This is a genomic window from Moraxella canis (genome assembly GCF_034424565.1).
GTDB classification, from domain to species: Bacteria; Pseudomonadota; Gammaproteobacteria; order Pseudomonadales; family Moraxellaceae; genus Moraxella; species Moraxella canis.
On the sequence record NZ_CP139961.1, the window covers coordinates 1163789 to 1183005 of the forward strand.

17 protein-coding genes and 1 pseudogene are annotated in these 19217 nt (G+C 42.7%); 14 read left to right on the forward strand and 4 right to left on the reverse strand.

The genetic code is table 11. The annotated features are described in order from the left end of the window. Positions 1-219: 219 nt before the first annotated feature. The 9 genes and pseudogenes from U0021_RS05235 (at position 220) to sstT (ending at position 7778) form a co-directional block, all read left to right on the forward strand. The gene (locus U0021_RS05235) at positions 220-1095 is read left to right on the forward strand and encodes a 2OG-Fe dioxygenase family protein (RefSeq protein WP_227538748.1); all 876 of its coding nucleotides are present in this window, start codon (positions 220-222) and stop codon (positions 1093-1095) included. Between the two features lie 336 nt (positions 1096-1431). Next, complete coding sequence (locus tag U0021_RS05240) at positions 1432-2019, forward strand: DMT family transporter (protein ID WP_114801118.1); 588 nt, start codon at positions 1432-1434, stop codon at positions 2017-2019. Then, positions 2016-2768, forward strand: coding sequence for a helix-turn-helix transcriptional regulator (locus U0021_RS05245; protein WP_078255902.1), 753 nt, complete (start codon positions 2016-2018; stop codon positions 2766-2768). The genes U0021_RS05240 and U0021_RS05245 overlap by 4 nt, the downstream gene beginning before the upstream one ends. Before the next feature lie 41 nt (positions 2769-2809). After that, positions 2810-3319: a hypothetical protein gene (locus U0021_RS05250; protein WP_114801119.1), complete on the forward strand. Its 510-nt coding sequence runs from the start codon at positions 2810-2812 to the stop codon at positions 3317-3319. A 23-nt stretch (positions 3320-3342) separates the two neighbouring features. Next, entirely contained in the window at positions 3343-4548 is a 1206-nt protein-coding gene (locus tag U0021_RS05255) for an MFS transporter (RefSeq protein ID WP_162816839.1), read from the forward strand. Positions 4549-4651: 103 nt separating this feature from the next. Continuing rightward, positions 4652-5307, forward strand: a pseudogene (locus tag U0021_RS05260) (IS1595 family transposase). Positions 5308-5369: 62 nt separating this feature from the next. Then, positions 5370-5627: a type IV secretion protein Rhs gene (locus U0021_RS05265; RefSeq protein ID WP_114800343.1), complete on the forward strand. Its 258-nt coding sequence runs from the start codon at positions 5370-5372 to the stop codon at positions 5625-5627. A gap of 76 nt (positions 5628-5703) precedes the next feature. After that, a complete protein-coding gene (locus U0021_RS05270) occupies positions 5704-5853 on the forward strand; it encodes a DUF7336 domain-containing protein (RefSeq protein WP_167366919.1) in 150 nt (49 codons plus the stop codon). A 713-nt stretch (positions 5854-6566) separates the two neighbouring features. Continuing rightward, positions 6567-7778: a serine/threonine transporter SstT gene (gene sstT, locus U0021_RS05275; RefSeq protein WP_078255897.1), complete on the forward strand. Its 1212-nt coding sequence runs from the start codon at positions 6567-6569 to the stop codon at positions 7776-7778. Between the two features lie 52 nt (positions 7779-7830). Here the strand turns inward: sstT and U0021_RS05280 are convergent, their stop codons facing one another. Then, positions 7831-8856: a CobW family GTP-binding protein gene (locus tag U0021_RS05280; RefSeq protein ID WP_114800381.1), complete on the reverse strand. Its 1026-nt coding sequence runs from the start codon at positions 8854-8856 to the stop codon at positions 7831-7833. Between the two features lie 63 nt (positions 8857-8919). Further along, positions 8920-9654, reverse strand: coding sequence for an osmolarity response regulator transcription factor OmpR (gene ompR / locus U0021_RS05285; protein ID WP_078255896.1), 735 nt, complete (start codon positions 9652-9654; stop codon positions 8920-8922). Positions 9655-9919: 265 nt separating this feature from the next. On the opposite strand from ompR, the gene U0021_RS05290 reads away from it, so the two are divergent. Next, the gene (locus U0021_RS05290) at positions 9920-12286 is read left to right on the forward strand and encodes a Tex family protein (RefSeq protein WP_114800345.1); all 2367 of its coding nucleotides are present in this window, start codon (positions 9920-9922) and stop codon (positions 12284-12286) included. Positions 12287-12346: 60 nt separating this feature from the next. On the opposite strand, the gene copM is transcribed toward U0021_RS05290, so the two are convergent. Next, positions 12347-13045 (reverse strand): CopM family metallochaperone, encoded by a 699-nt coding sequence (copM, locus tag U0021_RS05295; protein WP_049238052.1) that lies wholly within the window; start codon positions 13043-13045, stop codon positions 12347-12349. Between the two features lie 207 nt (positions 13046-13252). Then, positions 13253-14542 (reverse strand): citrate synthase, encoded by a 1290-nt coding sequence (gltA, locus tag U0021_RS05300; protein WP_114800346.1) that lies wholly within the window; start codon positions 14540-14542, stop codon positions 13253-13255. Between the two features lie 724 nt (positions 14543-15266). Between gltA and sdhC the strand changes: the two genes are divergently transcribed. The 4 genes from sdhC (at position 15267) to U0021_RS05320 (ending at position 18702) form a co-directional block, all read left to right on the forward strand. Further along, positions 15267-15656: a succinate dehydrogenase, cytochrome b556 subunit gene (sdhC, locus tag U0021_RS05305; RefSeq protein WP_078255892.1), complete on the forward strand. Its 390-nt coding sequence runs from the start codon at positions 15267-15269 to the stop codon at positions 15654-15656. 17 nt (positions 15657-15673) lie between these two features. Then, positions 15674-16009 (forward strand): succinate dehydrogenase, hydrophobic membrane anchor protein, encoded by a 336-nt coding sequence (gene sdhD / locus U0021_RS05310; protein ID WP_192831320.1) that lies wholly within the window; start codon positions 15674-15676, stop codon positions 16007-16009. A 66-nt stretch (positions 16010-16075) separates the two neighbouring features. Continuing rightward, positions 16076-17926 carry a succinate dehydrogenase flavoprotein subunit gene (sdhA, locus tag U0021_RS05315; protein ID WP_114800348.1) on the forward strand — a complete coding sequence of 617 codons (1851 nt, stop codon included), beginning with the start codon at positions 16076-16078 and terminating at the stop codon, positions 17924-17926. Between the two features lie 65 nt (positions 17927-17991). After that, the gene (locus tag U0021_RS05320) at positions 17992-18702 is read left to right on the forward strand and encodes a succinate dehydrogenase iron-sulfur subunit (protein ID WP_078255890.1); all 711 of its coding nucleotides are present in this window, start codon (positions 17992-17994) and stop codon (positions 18700-18702) included. The last annotated feature ends 515 nt before the right edge of the window (positions 18703-19217 follow it).

Consider the following 19217-nt stretch of genomic DNA (forward strand, 5'->3'; position numbering starts at 1 on the left):
AAACAGTCGTTCTCTATTAACATGAACACTCATGTATTCTTCAATATAAAGATAAAGCTAAATCTTATCAATTAAATTCATCTCACTTACGAAAATAATGAATTAAACCATATCCAGTTTTTTCAGCATAAAAAATCTTTTTAGCACATTTTTGAATATTTTCTAGTTACAGTTCGTTTGTTTTATTGATTACTCTTTAATTTTTTGAGGAGTAATAAAATGAAGAACAATGAGCGATTTCTGAAAAATATTTGTAAGTTTAAAAAACTATATCAGCAGGATGGTTATCTCTTTATTTCAAGTGAACAGATGATTGAGTTGCTACAAGATATGGGTATCAGTATTGAAGAAATTAATCATTTGAAGGAAATGAGTGATAATCTTCCTTCAGACCCAACTTTAGAATTTAGAGAAAGCAGAAATGGTAGATTTTTTCATAATAATTTAAGCAAAGTAATCTACAGAACGGCATTTCAACCATTTGTGCTTTCAGTAGATGAGGACTTTATTCGTCATGATTCAGGAAAAATCAGATATTTTGTTGGCTTAGAAGAACGACTAACAAGAAATTTAGCCTTTCAAGGAATGCTTAAAGTAAAAAACCCTATTATTTCTAACATCGATATACTACCTCGTAAAAACCTTGATTATAGTTCGGTCAATTGGGTTACCACGGTGTTTCATTTAAGAACTATAACACAGGAGGATTTATTAGGTGAGCCTGCTTTAGAAGGCGTACATTCTGATGGTGTTGACCACACAATGACTATCATGTTAGGGCATCATAACATGACTGAAAATAGTGCTATCACAAATATACATTCCAATCTTGAAAAAAGTGGCATTTGTTTTGAAGAAACAAAAAATGAAAATCTTGTAAACTCAATGCAGCATAAAAAATTCTTAGATAGTCTCTTGATAAAGGATAACGAATTTAAACATAGCTTAAGCCCTGTTTTTCAAATTAATCCAACAGAGCGAGCAACTAGGGATATGTTGATTTTTTTACAAGAAAACCTTGCTTACAGAAGCATATATCTTTTCCTTACGATTCTACTAATCCACACCCTGATTATCCAGTTGACTTTAAGTTAGAGTACCAATTATGAGTTTAACTAATTCAAATAAACTAGGAGTAGAAAGTCTAGTAAATAAATTTGTACCTTTTGTGTTTTTAATAATTTGGAGTGGAGGGGCTCTATTTTCTAAGCTAGGTTTACAGTATGCAGACGTTTGGAGTTTTCTTTTTTTAAGGTCAGCTTTGGCACTATCTCTGCTTACCATGATATTTTTATCCAATAAAGAATATCTTGCTGTAATACCTACACTTAAAAAAATGATTTTGTTCGTATCATTGCTTCAGGGCTACTGCTCCAAGTTCTGTATCTAGTTTTCTATTTTTTATCCATTAATACTCATTTATCGTTAGGGATGATTATTTTAATTCTAGGGATGCAACCTATTATTACGAAGTTAGCAACTTCAAATAATGTCAACTATTATGATATTGCTTTGCTCGGTGGTTGTTTTATAGGATTGGCTATTGCTACCTTAGGATATCATAAAATTGAACAAATTAATCTATTGGGAATAGTGATGGCAGCTTGTGCCTTAATCTCTATCACTTTTGGAACTATCATTCAGTCCAAAATTACAAGCAATCCAATTTTAACTTTATTACTCCAAACTATTGTGGCTTTTATGATATTTGGAGCTACCACTGTCATGAAAGGATTGAGCTTCAACTTTAATTTTTACTTTATTTCAGCACTATTATGGATGGGAGCAGTAGTTTCTGTAGGGGCATTTTTATTATTAATGCGAATGCTAAGACATAGTAATGCTGAGAAGGTCAGTACATTATTTTTTTTATTGCCATTATTGACAATGGTTTTAGAAAGTATTTTTTTTCATAAACACTTAAATTTGTTAACTATTTTTGGTGGTATTATGGTTTGTGTCGTTCTTTTTATCTACCAATTTAAGCCATTTATATTAAATAAGACCAGTAGAAAATGATAAATCAAGACCATTTAGATAATTTGTTCATACGAACTTATAATACAAATTTAATTGGGCATAGCCATAACTATCATCAAATACTTATCCCATTACTAGGAAATATCAACCTGATAATAAATGGCAAATTAATTATTGTTAGCTATGGAGAGGTCTGTATTATCCCAAAAGGTGTTCATCACCAATTTACCGCTAGGACAGACTTTCGTTTCTTGGTAATTAATACTGACAATATAGATTTCGTTGCATTAGACCCAGTTAATGAGTTGCATTTTTCGCTCGATGATAAACTCTTAGCATTTATTGGGGTTGTTGAAAGGCAATTACTAACAGATTTTGACCAAGTGATGAATGATTACATGTTAAAATTGCTAATGGAGTTTTTGAAAAAAATTAGTTCTAATAAAAGAATTGATAGTCGGCTTATTAATGTTTTAAACATTATAAAAAATGATATTAGTGCAGAACATACACTAGATTCGCTTGCAAAGGCTGCTTGTCTTAGTGAGAGTCATTTTAAAAAAGCCTTCAAAAAACAATTTGGATATACACCCAAAGCTTATATTACTGAGCTTCGTATGCAAATGGCTAGAGGTTTGATTATTAATACGGATATGCCTATCACTATTATTGCCGAAAAATGTGGCTATCAAAATCTTTCAGCATTTATAAGGCGTTTTTCTCTTTGTTACCATGAAACACCCCAGAAGTTTCGAGCTAAAGGACGGTCTTTGGCTCACAAAAGATAAATTATTCATATTTTTAACGACAACATGAAAAGGAGACACGGATGTCTTACAATATCGTCACAATAGAAAGTCTATTGGCTGATTCACTACCCACCTCTAACTATACTTGGTCTGAGAAATTTCCTAATTTGTCCTCACTTTCACCAAACATCAAATATGAAGGGGATAAAAAATTATTACTGAAAAAATATTCTACATATAATGACTTTTCAAATACATTTGGTAAGGAGGTTTTAAGAAGAACTAAACGGGCATTTATTGATTACCGTTCCTTGAAATATGCAATGTCTCAACTTTCATGGGAAGAAAAATATTTCCCTAATTCTATTAGAGCAACAATCCATCAAAAGCAACAAGATATATTAGGTCTAAGAATTTATCCTGAGTATAAAAAAGCTTCTAAATTGCTTCCTTATCATGGAATTGCAGTGTTAAAAACACTAGATGGAAATGATTGTATGTTAATTCAGCCTGAAATTAATGCCGCTTCGCAGACAGGAGTTAAACGCTACATTAATAATTATAATTTTTCAGATTTCTACATTGCCTAACAGACCAAAAGTTGAGAAACGAGATGAGTATTATTAATTCGCTAAATATGAACACGCTAAGATTTGCAATTCTTTACGCTATATCCTTTTCTGTTGCTAGTTTGGACCTTAGTATTACAGTGAGGTCGGGGCAATTGCTCACTCATAGCAACCTTGGAGGTACTGCTTCTTATGCTATGATAGGCATTGGGATGATTGTTGGTTCTCGTTGTGGCATGTCATTGATTAACCTCATTGGTTTAAGAAAAACCTATGCTATATCTGCCCTTCTTTGTATCATATCAGGACTTACCTCCTCATTTTCGGTGCAACATAATTTATTTTATATTTTTTCTTTTAGTTTGTTGCTAGTAGGCATATTTATGGGGCTATCTAACTATCATCGTCTCTTAGTACAAGATATGGCGAAAATTAAATCACCTTGGAACACTAATTTGGTCTTAGTTAGTGGAATTATTGGAGCAATTGTAGGACCTTGGATTGCTAAACAAATAGCACCTAGTCCTGAACTATTTTATAAAGCTTACATTGCAGTTGCCATTTTTGGAGTCTTAGCATTAATTTTGAGTTTGACTTTACCAACAAAATATTCTATCAATAGAGTAAATCCAAACTTAGCAATCAGTAAGATAGAGAAAAATCTTGGTGTATATAAATCATTATTATATTTAGGTGGTTTGATAGGATTTTGTAGTTATGTGACTATGACCTTAGTAATGACTTCTGTTCCATTAGAAGCAACAGCAAGAAAGATGACAGCATCAAATATATCTAACCTAGTTCAGTGGCATATGGTGACAATGTATTTGCCTATAATATTAGTACCAATACTAATGAGTAAGTTTCATTTAGCATCTGTTTTAAAAGCTAGTTTATTTATTAGCATCATAGCCTTTTTAATCTCTGCTTATATGATTTGGAATCAGGATGTAAATTATAATATTTTATTAGTTGCTATGTTAATTGCAGGCATTGTTTGGGCGTTTGGTTATTCAGTTGCTTCAAATATAATTGCAGTTAATCCCTATGGCATAATGTATCCAAAATTTCGGGGTATTGTTGAAGTATTTCCGCCATTAGGATTAATAACAGGCTCGCTATTAGCTGGATTAATTTTAAATTATAAAAATTTTAATTTTATAATTATTTTAGCAAGTCTGTTTTTATTAATTCCTTTACTCATGACTTTAAAAGAAAGTAATAGGCTTACTACATATATAGAACAGTGAGAGATGATTGTTTTAATGATGAGCATTAGTACAGGCGTAATCAAATAGCCTTATTTGAAAAAATGGGGCTGTACTAGAATAACTCTCATGTTATACTAGTTTTATGAAGATAACCTATTGTAAACTCAGTAAAAAAGTACAAAAAAGACTGCTTGAATTTTTTTTGTACTTGAAGTGACTGCTCGTTCGGCAGCTGATTTGCTACAAATACACCCAAATTCAGCAGCTTTATTCTACCATAAAATCAGACTTGTGATGGAATACCATCTTAATCTTGAGGCTAAAGAATTGTTTGATGGCGAAATAAAGCTTGATGAAAGCTATTTTGGTGGTATTCGTAAAGGCAAGCGTGGTCGCAGAGCTGGTGGTAAAACAGCTGTTTTCGGTCTTTTAAAACGCAACGGTAAAGTCTTTGTGGTTGTGGTTAAAGACACCAAGACTAACACACTCATGCCTATCATCACAAGCAAAATCAAGCCTGACAGCATTGTCCATACTGATAGCTATCGTAGTGACAATGCTCTTGATGTCAGTGATTTTAAGCATGTTAGAATTAACCATTCCAAAGAATTTGCAAAAGACCATAATCACATCAACGGCATTGAAAACTTTTGGTCGCAAGCCAAGCGTGTTTTAAGAAAGTACAATGACATTGACAAGAAACACTTTCATCTTTTTATCAAAGCATGTGAGTGTCGTTTTAACTATGGTACACCATCTAATCAGCTTAAAGTATTGAGAAGATGGTGTGGGATTTAGGCTAATCTGGTACAGCCCCAAAATTAATATTGCCTATTTTTCTCTCTTTCTCTTTGTTGGGAATGGTTACTCCTAGCTATGCTTTTTCTTGTACCGAATACAAAACTTTTGTTAGCAACAAAACTGGGAAAGAAGCGGCTAAAGATGCCCCAAGTTGGGTAAAACAAGCTGGACATAAACCTTGTAAAAATCCAAATAAAAGCGGAAACCAATTTGCTAAACGTATTTTGGATGCAAAATATGGTGCTGGAAACTGGAAAGCTGGACCAGGAACCGAACACAATCAAATTAAGAAATATGGCGACCGAGCATTTAAATAATTAGAATATATATGAAAAATTCAGTTTATGTTCTTTATCACACAAGAGTAGATAGCTTTGGTTGTGATAACGATAAATGTTAGGAGTGTTTTCTAGCTTGGAAGAAGTGGAAAAAGCCAAGCAGTATGCCCTAAAACAAAAAGGCTTTAAGGATTATCCAGACGGCTTTTCTGCTGTTGAATATGAAATCAACAAGCAGGAATGGTTGGAAGGTTTTGGCGATTAACAAAAAATGCGTTACCTTGAAAATACAAGGTAACGCATTTTTTACTTCAACTCCGCCACATAATACCTATCGCTCTTACTGCCGTAATTGCATTTACTTTCAATGACTTTTACGCATAACCGCTTATCGCAATTACTGGTTTGTAGGCGTTGCAGGTTTCGGGCTTTCTCAATTTGGGCGGTTAAGTGGTCTAATTCGGCTTGTCTAGCCCCTATGTCGTCCAAGCTAGGCACAAACCACAACATAAAACCCATACAGCACGCCATAAACACCGCAAAACCGCCAAAATACCAAAGGTTGTTACGCCAGTCTAAATCTCTTTTGGCTCTATCAGTCTTATCAACAACCCCTTTTAGGTTATCAGAATGCACCTGTAAGCGATTTATTGGTCAAGTAAGCGATTGACTTATTGGCTTTGGCAAGAATTCATCTAATACACATCAATTTGTAATAGTACCGCAACAAATTCTGACTTTATGATAAAAAAGTGGTATAGTAGATCAGTTTTGTAAGTCTTGGCTTGCGCTTGAACCGTTCATGATATGCTTCTAAATGAGATTTGCTGACTGTCAAACAGTTGATCAATGCATTTGGTGTGACAGATGTGATCCTTTTGATACTCAACCAAAACTAAGCCGTCTGGATTATACCATCATCCCTTGGGCTCTTAGACAGATCACCGTGAACGGATTCTTATCATTTTAGGAGTGATTATGCGTTCGATTGTAGATGCTTATTTGCGTCTGGGTTTGGTGCCGCTGATTGTGCTGGCGCTGGTGATCGGGACGATTATTGGGGTAGTTGCCCCATCTTTTGGCTTAAGTTTGGGTATTTTAGGCTCAATCTTTGTGGGCGCGCTTAAGGCGGTTGCACCAGTGCTGGTATTTGTGCTGGTGCTGGCAGCTGTCTCGAATCAGCGTATCGGTGCAGACAGCCGTATCAAGCCGATCATTTTTCTTTATTTGGTCGGTACCTTTTCAGCAGCATTAGTGGCTGTGGGCGCAAGTTTTATGTTCCCAACAGAATTGGTCTTAAACAATATCGAAAGTGTCGAGCAAGCTGCACCCCAAAGCCTGCGTGAAGTTTTGACCAATCTGCTCATGAATTTGGTTGCCAACCCTGTGGCATCACTTGCCAATGCCAATTATATGGGAATCTTGACTTGGGCGGTGCTGATTGGTCTTGCCCTTCGTCATGTGACGGAGACCACTTTGCGTGTGGTGTCAGATCTGGGCACAGCAGTGACCAGTGTGGTCAAATGGATCATTGCTTTGGCGCCCTTTGGTATTTTAGGCTTGGTGGCGTCGACTGTCGCAGAAACTGGCGTGCAGGCACTGGTGGGCTATGCGCGATTATTGGCGGTACTGGTCGGCTCGATGCTGTTCATTGCTTTGGTGATGAATCCGATCATCGTTGCAGCGATGACTCGCAAAAACCCTTATCCTTTGGTCTTTACCTGCTTGCGTGAGTCTGGTGTGACGGCATTTTTCACGCGGTCATCGGCAGCGAATATCCCTGTGAATATGAACCTTGCGCGCAAATTGGGTCTGAGCGAAGACACATATTCTGTGAGCATTCCACTGGGTGCGACGATCAACATGGCGGGCGCTGCGATCACCATCAATATCTTGACTTTGGCGGCGGCGCACACTTTGGGTATTGAAGTCAGCTTTGGTGCGGCGGTGCTGTTGGCGATTGTTGGCAGCTTGTCGGCTTGCGGTGCTTCTGGTGTGGCGGGCGGATCGCTTTTATTGATTCCTTTGGCGTGTAATTTATTTAACATTCCAAATGATGTCGCCATGCAAGTGGTTGCCATCGGCTTCATCATCGGCGTCGTCCAAGACTCTGCCGAAACGGCGCTCAATTCATCCACCGACGTACTATTCACAGCAGCGGCAGATCCAAAATACGCCCACTACGGCTAATACTTTTGTCAATGCTTAAAATGCCTTGCTGGTGCAAGGCATTTTTTTGTCATTATTGAGCTGTGTGATCCATAGTTTGCACCAGATTCATCAGTTCATCATCCCAAGCCTGCCAGTCATCATCTTTGGCGTCTTTTGCATCAAATATCAGCTCAATCTTACTATCATCTCGGGCGGTAGTATCTGTGATGCTGATGCTTTCGGGTGTGATATTGATCAAAAGCCAGCCTTCTAAAGTATGCACCACCCCTTTAATACGCAAATAATTTGGGCGAGATAGCAGCCATTTTTGTAGATGATAGCTGTCAAATTGCCACGTGCTAGGCAGTCGCCAGCCGCCCACTTGATGTCCTGCCATCTGCTCATGATACCGATAGGGTAACTCATTTAACCCCTTGATCGTTTCGTCAGCAGTTTGAGTCATCGCCGAATTTGGTGCTCTTAAAGAGATGCGCTGAGTCGCCTTTTGAGCGTCGTGTGGTGTGGATAATAACATGCCAGCAGTATCTTGGCTTAGAGGCGCTTCATCGATGATGACGGCCCGTTCATTGATGCTTGTGATCCACGCTCTCAAAGCTTGTCGCTCATGATCTGAAAGAGCGTCATGGCGATTGATAAATACAATATCAGCGTGGCGCACATGGGCGATGTAGCCATCATGAGTGCGATATTTTTCTTGTTGCCACTGAGTCGCGCTCAGCACACAGATGACCGCATTGAGCCTAAGTGTCGTTTGCCAGTGCGGTTCTGACAGCTGATCTAGCAGCTCATCAGGATGCGCAAGTCCCGTGGGCTCAATGATCAGCCGATCAGGATGATGCTCGTTAATGAGTCTGACCAGTGCCACCTGCAAGGGTAGCTGACCTGTGCAGCAAATGCAGCCGCCATTGACTTCCTTGATGGCGATGTCATCACCAGTCACCAGAGCGCCATCTATGCCTATTTTTCCAAATTCATTAATCAGCAATGCCCATTTTTGATGGGATTTGTGAGCAATTAGGGCATTGATGAGCGTGGTTTTGCCAGCACCAAGAAAGCCTGTGACAAGCGTGGTTGGGATTTGGCGAATCGGTATCATGATGACTTGACTTATCAAAATAAAAATGGGACAAAACTGCCCCATTATAGCATAGGTTTACGATCAGCCTTCAGCACCATCTGGCACAAATACATAGCCCACACCCCAAACGGTCTGGATATAGCGAGCCTGAGACGGGTTGTCTTCGATCAATCTACGCAGGCGCGACACCTGAACATCAATAGAGCGCTCCATCGCACCCCACTCACGACCACGCGCAAGATTCATCAGCTTATCACGCGTCAACGGCTCTCTTGGATGCTGAACCAATGCTTTTAGAACGCTGAACTCACCAGTGGTCAAGGTAACGACATTGCCATCACGCTTGAGCGTGCGTGTGGATAAATCTAGCGTCCAAGGTCCAAACTCAACCACTTCCAATTGTTGGCTTGGGGCGCCTGGCAGCTCTCTGTTTTGGCGACGCAGTACCGCTTTGATGCGCGCAAGCAGCTCTTTTGGGTTAAAAGGCTTTGGCAAATAATCATCTGCGCCTGCTTCAAGCCCCGCAATGCGATCGGCATCGGAGCCTTTGGCAGTGAGCATGATGATGGGAATGCCTGAATTTTCTGCACGCAGACGCTTACAGATCGCGATACCATCTTCATCAGGAAGCATCAAATCCAAAACGATCAATGAAAACATCTCGCGCGCGATCAGCTTATCCATCTGCTTGCCATCGTGCGCAACACGCACCACATAGCCATCATCTTCCAAAAAGCGCTGCAACAGTGTGCGCAGCCGAGCATCATCATCCACCACCAAAATACGGTGCGTCATCGTGTCTAAAGTTTCTGTCATATCATCTTTCCTTATCGTTATATACCCACTTTGTCAAGTCGGCTTGATACTCTTAGTGTACAATATTGCACAGCAAAATGTCACTAGTTTTATGTTAATTTTCTTTGAGAGCAAGTCAAAACTGCCTTAAACTTTTGGTAGTATTTTTAAAGGATATTTCAAAGATGATTGGCAGACTTTGAGCGCTAGGCTTTGGTGTTTTGAGCGAAAGTTGGTATAATAGGCGAAACATTTCCTGCCAATCGGCGCCATTGAAAGAATCTATATGACCAACTCAACGACTGATACCGATATTCAAATCGACCATCAAGCCATTTATGCCAAATTGGCTGCAACTCATGCCATCAAAAGTGCGCAGGTTGAAGCGTTTGCCAAGCTGTATGATGAAGGAGCAAGCGTGCCTTTTATTGCTCGCTATCGCAAAGAGCACACGGGCGGCTTGGATGATGAGATTTTGCGCGGACTTGAAAAATCGCTCATCGCCGAGCGAGATTTGGCAGCGCGCCGCCAAAAAATCCTAGGGCTATTGGCTGCTCAAAATGTCCTGACTGATGAGCTTGGCGAGCGTGTGAATGCTGCCTCAACCAAGCTTGAGCTTGAAGAGATTTATCAGCCCTATCGCCCGCGCCGCCGCTCTGTCGCTGCGCGCGCAAAATTGGCAGGGCTTGAGCCGATCGCGCATGCGGTTTTGGCAGGTCAAAACCCAGCAGAAGCGCTCGAAGGCTATGTGCCACCTGAGACGCTCACCGATGATAAAGGCGAAACGTTTGAGGCTGATTTTGGCGATCTTGATAAACAAATCAATGGCATTCAGGCGATCATTTTGGATGAATGGGCGACAGCGCTAGACTTATTAGATAAGGTGCGCACTGGATTTAATGCCACTGCAAGCATTCGCTCTGAGCTGATCGGCGAAGAAAAGCGCGAGGCAGGCGAGAAATTTAAAGATTATTTTGAGCACACTGAACCATTTGCCAAGCTGTCAAACCATCGCCTGCTTGCCATGCTGCGTGGGCGCCAGCAAAATGTGCTGGTGCTGCATGTTGATGGCGAAGATGAGCCATTTGTTGAGATGATCATGCGTCATTTTGAGATCGATCCGAATGCTGCCAATGGCGATTTTTTGACTGATACCGCCAAAAAACTTTGGCTGGTCAAATGGCGTTCACAGATTGAGCACCGCCTCTTAACTGAGCGTCGCTTGGCAGCGGAAGCGGATGCCATCGCCGTTTTTGCAGAGAATCTTAAGCATCTGCTGATGGTAGCCCCAACGGGTCGAAAGGTGATTTTGGGGGTGGATCCAGGCTATAGTCATGGCGTCAAGATGGCGGTGATTGATGGCATGGGCGAAGTGTTGGCAACCGACACGGTCTATCCTTTCAAGCCGCATCATAAACTGGACGAAGCCAAAGCCAGCATTGAGGCGCTGATTCAGGCGCATCAGGTTGAGTTGGTAGCCATCGGCAACGGCACCGCCAGCCGCGAAAGCGAGGAGCTGGTCAAGTCAATCATTCGCGAAGCTTCGCTACCTGCTAAGGCGCTGGTGGTATCAGAAGCAGGCGCGTCGGTTTACTCAGCCAGTGAGATTGCCTCCCAAGAGCTGCCCGATCTGGATGTGTCGGTGCGCGGCGCTGTATCGATTGCGCGTCGTTTACAAGATCCATTATCAGAATTGGTCAAAGTTGAGCCAAAGGCGATCGGTGTCGGTCAGTATCAACATGATGTCAATCAAACCGAGCTTGAAAGCAGCCTAGATAAAGTCACCGAAGACTGCGTCAATGCGGTAGGGGTGGATGTCAATACAGCAAGTCCAGCGATCTTGGCGCACATCTCAGGACTCAATAAAAACGTCGCCCAACAAATCGTTGAGTATCGCCGCGCACATGGCGCTTTCACCAACCGCGACGAGCTAAAAAATGTACCACGCTTGGGGGTTAAGACTTTTGAGCAAGCAGCAGGGTTTTTGCGCATCAAAGACGGCGATGAGCCACTGGATGCCACTGGCGTCCACCCAGAGAGTTATGGATTGGTGTATGAAATCTTAACCAAGCATAACAAGTCTTTGGACGAGGTTTTGGGTAACGAAGAATTGACCAAAGCGCTCAATGACAGCTCAGATAATTTTAGCCAATTGGCGACAGTTTTGAATGAGCTTGCCAAGCCTGCACACGATCCTCGTGGAGAGTTTCGCACGGCTAAGTTCCGTGATGATGTTAATGAAATCAAGGACTTAAAAGTAGGTATGACCCTTGAGGGCGTCGTGACAAATGTCACCGCTTTCGGCTGCTTTGTGGATGTGGGCGTCCATCAAGATGGCTTGGTGCATATCTCTGAGCTGTCCGATGGCTTTGTGACCAATCCTGCCGATGTAGTCAAGCCCCAAGACATCGTCACAGTACGCGTCATCTCAGTGGATGAAGCACGCGGGCGCATCGGCTTTAGCATGAAATCTGAAAAATCTGCCAAAGCTAATCAGTCAGCCAAGGCGGATAAAGCAGACAAATCGGCAAATCATAAGCCCAAAGCAGATCGCAAACCTGCTCGCCAAGACAAGCCAAAATCTACCGCCAAACCTGCCAAAACGATGGGCAGCTTTGGTGCGCTGTTACAGCAGGCAGGATTGGGCAAATAATTCGCTCATCTGACTTGCCAAGCCCACCAAGCGTAATTGCTTGATGGGTTTTTTGTTTGATTATTGGCTGATACCACGACTGCCAAGCCACTGTTTCATCAGTGCAATCTCTGGGTTTTGGGCGTCGATGATGCCTTGGGCAAGGTTTTTGATTTGATCATCTTGACCGTATTTGAGCTGGATTTTTGCCATCTCGACTGCCCCTTGATGATGCGGAATCATCCCTTGGGCAAAGGCGATGTCAGCATCTTCGTGATGTACCCCTGTCATCATCGCATCATGTATACTCATGTCGCTAAGATAGGCTTTGGCGTGCTCGCTATTGGCATCGATGGCATCTTTATCTTGGGCGGTGGTCAGCCAATTTTGCATAAATTCAATCTCGGTTTGTTGTGCATCGATGATGTCTTGGGCAAGCTTACGCATGGCGGCATCTTTGCCGTATTTTAGCTCGATCTGTGCCATCTGTATCGCCCCTTGGTGATGTGGGATCATACCTTCAACGAAAGCGACATCGGCACGAGCTTTGGTGGCAGCTGCCATCATCGCATCGTGCATGGTGTTCATCGACTGCATGTACTCGCTAGTGTGTGCAGCCATCGGCATGGTAGTATCGTGATGGGCGTGTGCTGCGTGCTGCGTCTCTTGTGCATTTTGTGTACTTAGTGCAGCTGTTTGCTCGGTGCCAGTGGTGGGCTGACTACAAGCACTCAAGGCAGTAACAAAAGCGATGGCAAGCAGAGATTTGTTGATGATCATGTCAGGCTCATTGGTGGTGATTGATCGTATTATTATAAACCCATGCTTTTGGGTAGAGCCAGTGTTTGTGTGTAACACTTTCTTGCTAGGATTTACACTCTGGCGATTTGGTCAGTATGGTGCTAGGGATGGTGACATCTATAACACAAAAAATTTCCCCAAGCGATCACTTGGGGAAATTTTTATAGTAAATCCGTATGAAGCGGATTATTTACGTTTGTCCACAGGTACGAACTCACGATGCGTCTCGCCAGTGTAGCGCTGACGTGGACGACCGATTTTGAATGGCTCTGAGTGCATCTCTGTCCAGTGGCTGATCCAGCCAGCAGTACGCGCCAAAGCAAAGATGACGGTAAACATTGACGTTGGGATACCGATTGCTTTTAGGATGATGCCTGAGTAGAAGTCAACGTTTGGATATAGCTTACGCTCAACAAAATACGGATCTTCTAGAGCGATCTTCTCAAGCTTCATCGCAAGCTCTAGTTTAGGATCATTGATGCCCAAAGCGCCTAGAACTTCATCACAAGTTTCTTTCATGACCTTGGCACGTGGATCGAAGTTACGATAGACGCGGTGACCAAAGCCCATCAATTTAACTTCTTTACGCTTAACCTTCTCCATGAACTCTTCGACATGCTCAACAGAGCCGATTTCGTCAAGCATCTCAAGAACAGCTTCGTTAGCGCCGCCGTGTGATGGACCCCAAAGAGCGACGATACCTGCTGCGATACATGCGTATGGGTTGGCACCTGTTGAGCCAGCCAGACGTACAGTAGAGGTTGAGGCGTTTTGTTCGTGATCAGCGTGAAGTGTGAAGATCTTATCCATCGCTTTGACTAGCACAGGATCGACTTTATAATCTGGCTCGCCTGGTGTTGCAAACATCATGTATAGGAAGTTTTCAGCGCAGCTGAAATCTTTACGTGGGTACATGAACGGTTCGCCGATTGAGTATTTGTAGCTCATGGCAGCTAGAGTAGGTACTTTTGCGATCAAATCAACAGCAGTATTATCACGGTGCTGAGGATCAGAGATATCTAGGTGGTTGTGATAGAATGCTGACAGCGCACCCACCACGCCAACCATGATTGCCATTGGGTGAGCGTCACGGCGAAAGCCTTCGAAGAATTTGCGCAATTGATCATGAATTGACATATGATCAGAAACACGCTCATAGAAAGCTTCTTTTTGCTCAGCGGTTGGTAGCTCGCCATAAAGTAGAGCATAGCAGACTTCTAAGTATTCAGCATTTGAAGCCAAGTCGTCAATGGCATAGCCGCGATGCAAAAGCTCGCCTTTTTCACCATCAATATAAGTAATGGCAGATTCTACTGGCGCAGTCGCCATAAAGCCAGGATCATAAGTCCATAAACCTGCTTTGGCAACGGCGCTGATGTCCAATACTGGACGACCCAAAGTGCTCTCCAGCACTGGCATTTCGTATTCAGTACCGTCAACGGTAAGAGTAACTTTCTTTGACATAATTGACCTCATTTGGGGTTAAAGAACGTCTGAAAACCTTGTATTGCACATGACAACAGTCACCATACTTCCTTGTGGGTGCCAGCGATGCACCATACAATCAGACGAATAATTTCACACGAATTGGCTAAGCCTTCAGCCTAAATCGTGCGGCATCCTTGTTTTGTTATACATTCGCATCTGCGCACAGACACGCTCAACAGTGAGCCTTTTGGATAATACAAAAACTTTGACAAAGTTACAAGCCTTTTTCACATCAATAGCAAAATTTAGTGAACATCCACCCACTGGCTCAACTTTGATTTTAGGGGCAATCAGCTTGCTTGGCAAGCAGTTTTCAAAGCCTGACACTGTTTGTAACAATTAATTCACGCATTTGTGGGGGTATTTTTTGGAGAAATTTCGGAAATTTTACACAAAGTTTAGGATTTTGTTTGTAATTATTGAACAAGCGTTTTATAATTTATGTTATTTATGTGTGCATTTTTCTAAACGATAATCAATGACAGTTATCAAAAAATTGAGCGGTTGTTCAGTTTGGCAGCGCGCAAAAGATTTGATCAGTGCCTATCGTGATGAAATTTTGCAATTTTTTTTGTGGTGCTCGCTGACCTCATCACTGTATGAGTCGTGAGTATTCATTGGGCGGCGCTTGATTGATAGATATTGACCGCCCAAGGGTACTGACAAGCCGGCCAGCTACTCCTTGCCATTTTTCGGCTTAAATTAGATAAGGATGCCCGCTGTGAAAAGCAACCGACCGATTAACCTACCGTTAAGCCAAGTCATCGCTGTGAACTCAAAGTCACCGATCGCTATGGCTTCTATTTTGCATCGTATCTCTGGTATCGTCCTTTTTGTGCTCGTGCCGGTGATGCTGTATATTCTTCAGACTTCTTTGTCGTCAGCTGAAGGTTTTGCGGCTGTATTTGATAATATGGCGCTACGTTTTGTGGCGTGGATCTTTGTCGCAGCGACCGGATACCACTTTGTGATGGGTGTAAAGCATCTACTTGCTGACGCTGGTATGAATGAAGAGCTCAACTCTGGGCGTACCGCTGCGGTGATTAGCTTTGTAATCGCGGCTGTGCTGATTGTCGCATCGTTTGTATGGGTGATGTTCTAATGAGAAATAATTCTAGTATTAAAAGTGCGACTGGCTTAACTGGTTCAGGCTCACGTGATTGGATTTTGCAGCGCATCAGTGCTGTTGTTTTGGCGGTTTATAGCGTTGTTGTGGTAGGTTTTTTCCTATTCAATGATGTCAATTTTGAAACATGGCAAGGCTTTATGCTAAGCCTACCAATGAAGCTATTTAGCTTGGTGGCGATTTTATCATTGGTATTCCACGCTTGGGTAGGCATGTGGACCGTATTGACTGACTATGTCAAGTCATCAGGTCTGCGTTTGGTCATCCAATCTTTGGTGATTATCGCTATTTTGGTATATCTATTCTGGGGTGTGATGATTTTTTGGTAATTGACCAAAATTTGTGGCATCAGCCACCCACAGCATGAACACCAAGTGAAATAATTAGGAACTAACATGGCAACAAACCAAGATAACACAATTAATAATATCCCAACGCTAAACTTTGACGCAGTCATCGTTGGCGGTGGCGGCTCAGGCATGCGCGCATCTTTGCAATTGGTCAATGGCGGTATGAAAGTCGCTGTCATCACCAAAGTATTCCCAACGCGCTCGCACACCGTTGCTGCTCAAGGTGGTATCGGTGCGTCATTGGGTAATATGAGCAACGATAACTGGCATTTTCACTTTTATGACACCGTAAAAGGTTCTGACTGGCTTGGCGACCAAGACGCCATCGAATACATGTGCCGCGAAGCACCAAAAGTCGTCTATGAGCTTGAGCACATGGGTATGCCATTTGACCGTAACGCAGATGGTACAATTTATCAGCGTCCGTTCGGTGGTCACAGCTCAAACTACGGCGAAAAAGCCGTGCCACGTGCGTGTGCCGCTGCTGACCGTACAGGTCATGCGCTACTACACACGCTGTACCAAAAAAACCTTGAAAAAGGCACACAATTTTTTGTTGAATGGATTGCGCTTGACTTGATCAAAGATGACGAAGGCAACATCAACGGTGTCATCGCTTTAGAACAAGAAACAGGCAATATCTCAGTATTCCAAGCACGCACAACCGTCTTGGCAACTGGCGGTGCAGGTCGTATCTTCAAAGCATCTACCAACGCCTATATCAATACAGGTGATGGCTTGGGCATGGCGGTACGCGCTGGCATTCCTTTGCAGGACATGGAGTTTTGGCAATTCCACCCAACTGGCGTAGCAGGTGCAGGCGTTCTATTGACCGAAGGCTGCCGTGGTGAAGGTGCGATTTTGCGTAATAAGCATGGCGAAGCCTTTATGGAGCGCTACGCCCCGACGCTTAAAGATTTGGCACCGCGTGACTTTGTGTCTCGCTCTATGGACCAAGAAATCAAAGAAGGTCGCGGCTGCGGTCCAAATGGCGACTATATCGTCATGGACATGACGCACTTAGGCGCTGCAACTTTGATGAAGCGCTTGCCGTCAGTTTTTGAAATCAGTAAAAACTTCGGTAACGTAGACATCACCAAAGAGCCAGTACCGGTTGTGCCTACCATTCACTATATGATGGGCGGTATCCCAACCAACATCCACGGTCAAGTCACTGTACCAAATCTAGAAGGTCCAGTTGATGAGCAAGGTTTATATACCGAAGGTCGTATCATCAAAGGTCTTTATGCTATCGGTGAATGTGCGTGCGTCTCTGTGCATGGCGCTAACCGTTTGGGCACAAACTCGCTGCTTGACTTGGTTGTGTTTGGTCGCGCAGCAGGTCAGCATATCATTGATGATTTTGCGCAAGCAGACCACAGCTACAAGCCGTTGAACCCACGCGTGCTAGACTTTACCATGTCTCGCCTAAATAAACTACAAGACTCAACCGAAGGCTACAATGCGCAAGAAATTGGCGATGAAATTCGTCAAATCATGCAAGATCACGCTGGTGTATTCCGTACCCAAGAGCTCATGGATAAAGGTGTTGAGCGTATTTTGGCACTTGAGCCAAAAATCAACCAAATCCACTTGGCGGATAAATCACAAGTGTTTAATACCGCGCGTATCGAAGCGCTAGAAGTCGCCAACTTATACGAAGTGGCAAAAGCGACAATGATCTCTGCTTCACTTCGTCACGAGTGCCGCGGTGCGCACATGGTTGTTGATTATGAACATCCAGCAGATTATGAGCCAGCGCCACTGGGTCGTAACGACAGCGAATGGATGAAGCACACGCTTTGGTATTCAGAAGGCAATAAAGTGGTGTATAAGCCAGTTCGCAAGCAGCCACTGACGGTTGAATATTGCGTACCACGCGTTCGTACTTTCTAATAGATTAGCCTAATTAGGCGGGTTGGCGTGTTGCCAACCCAACCAACAATTACTGGAGAAAAATAATGAGTCGAGGCACCCGTATCGTAGAGATCTATCGCTACGACCCAGACAAAGATAAAGCCCCTTATATGCAGTCATACGAAGTAGAGCTGCTTGATTCTGATCGTATGTTGCTAGATGTGCTACTTCGCCTAAAGCGCCAAGATGAAACACTGACTTTCCGTCGCTCATGCCGTGAGGGTATCTGTGGTTCTGATGGTATGAACATTAATGGTAAAAATGGCTTGGCGTGCTTGATCAACATGAACACTTTGCCAAACAAAATTACCATTCGCCCATTGCCAGGCTTGCCTGTGATCAAAGACTTGGTTGTGGACATGAACCAATTTTATGAGCAATACGAAAAAGTACATCCATACTTGATCAACAATCAGCCTGCGCCACCAAAAGAGCGTCTTCAGTCTCCTGAAGAGCGCGAAAAAATGAACGGTCTTTATGAGTGTATTCTTTGTGCGTGCTGCTCAACTTCGTGCCCATCATTTTGGTGGAACCCTGAAAAATTCTTGGGTCCTTCGGCGCTATTGAACGGCTATCGCTTTATCATTGATAGCCGTGATACCGATACTCAAGCACGCCTAGCACGCTTAGATGACCCATTTAGCTTATTCCGCTGCCGTGGTATCATGAACTGTGTGAGCGTCTGCCCTAAAGGTCTAAACCCAACTAAGGCAATCGGTCATATCCGTAATATGCTATTGGATCAAGCAGGCTAATTGAGCGCTTGATCTGACTGCCGCATCTGATCACTGATTGGGTGCGGCTTTTTATATGCCAAAATAGTAATTATATAAACGGTGGTCAAATCAATGTCATTGCCACTTTTAGGCGCACGCCTTGAGCCGTTGTTTGATAAATCAGTGTATTCACCGATGCGGTAAGCGCGGTAGATGATGCAGCTGAATGATATTTGGTCTGTCAAAGCACAGATATAAAAAATCAGGTGAATGATTGGCAAGATGCGTTGCGTAAATTAAGTAAAGAAGGGATCGGTAACTATATCAAATTTTATAATAAATTATGCCAAAAAACTATAATAGAGCACATTTGTACCACGAAAAATAAGGGTTTTGTTTTCTGACACAAAAGCGCAAGATTCATTTGTATCTTTACTAAGATAATTATGCCCCAACGCGGCATCTCGCCCTTGTTATCTTTAACCAAATGGCGTACACTATACGGGAGTATGCGTCAATTTTTGATGCGAATTGACAGCCGTCGCCGTCGATAA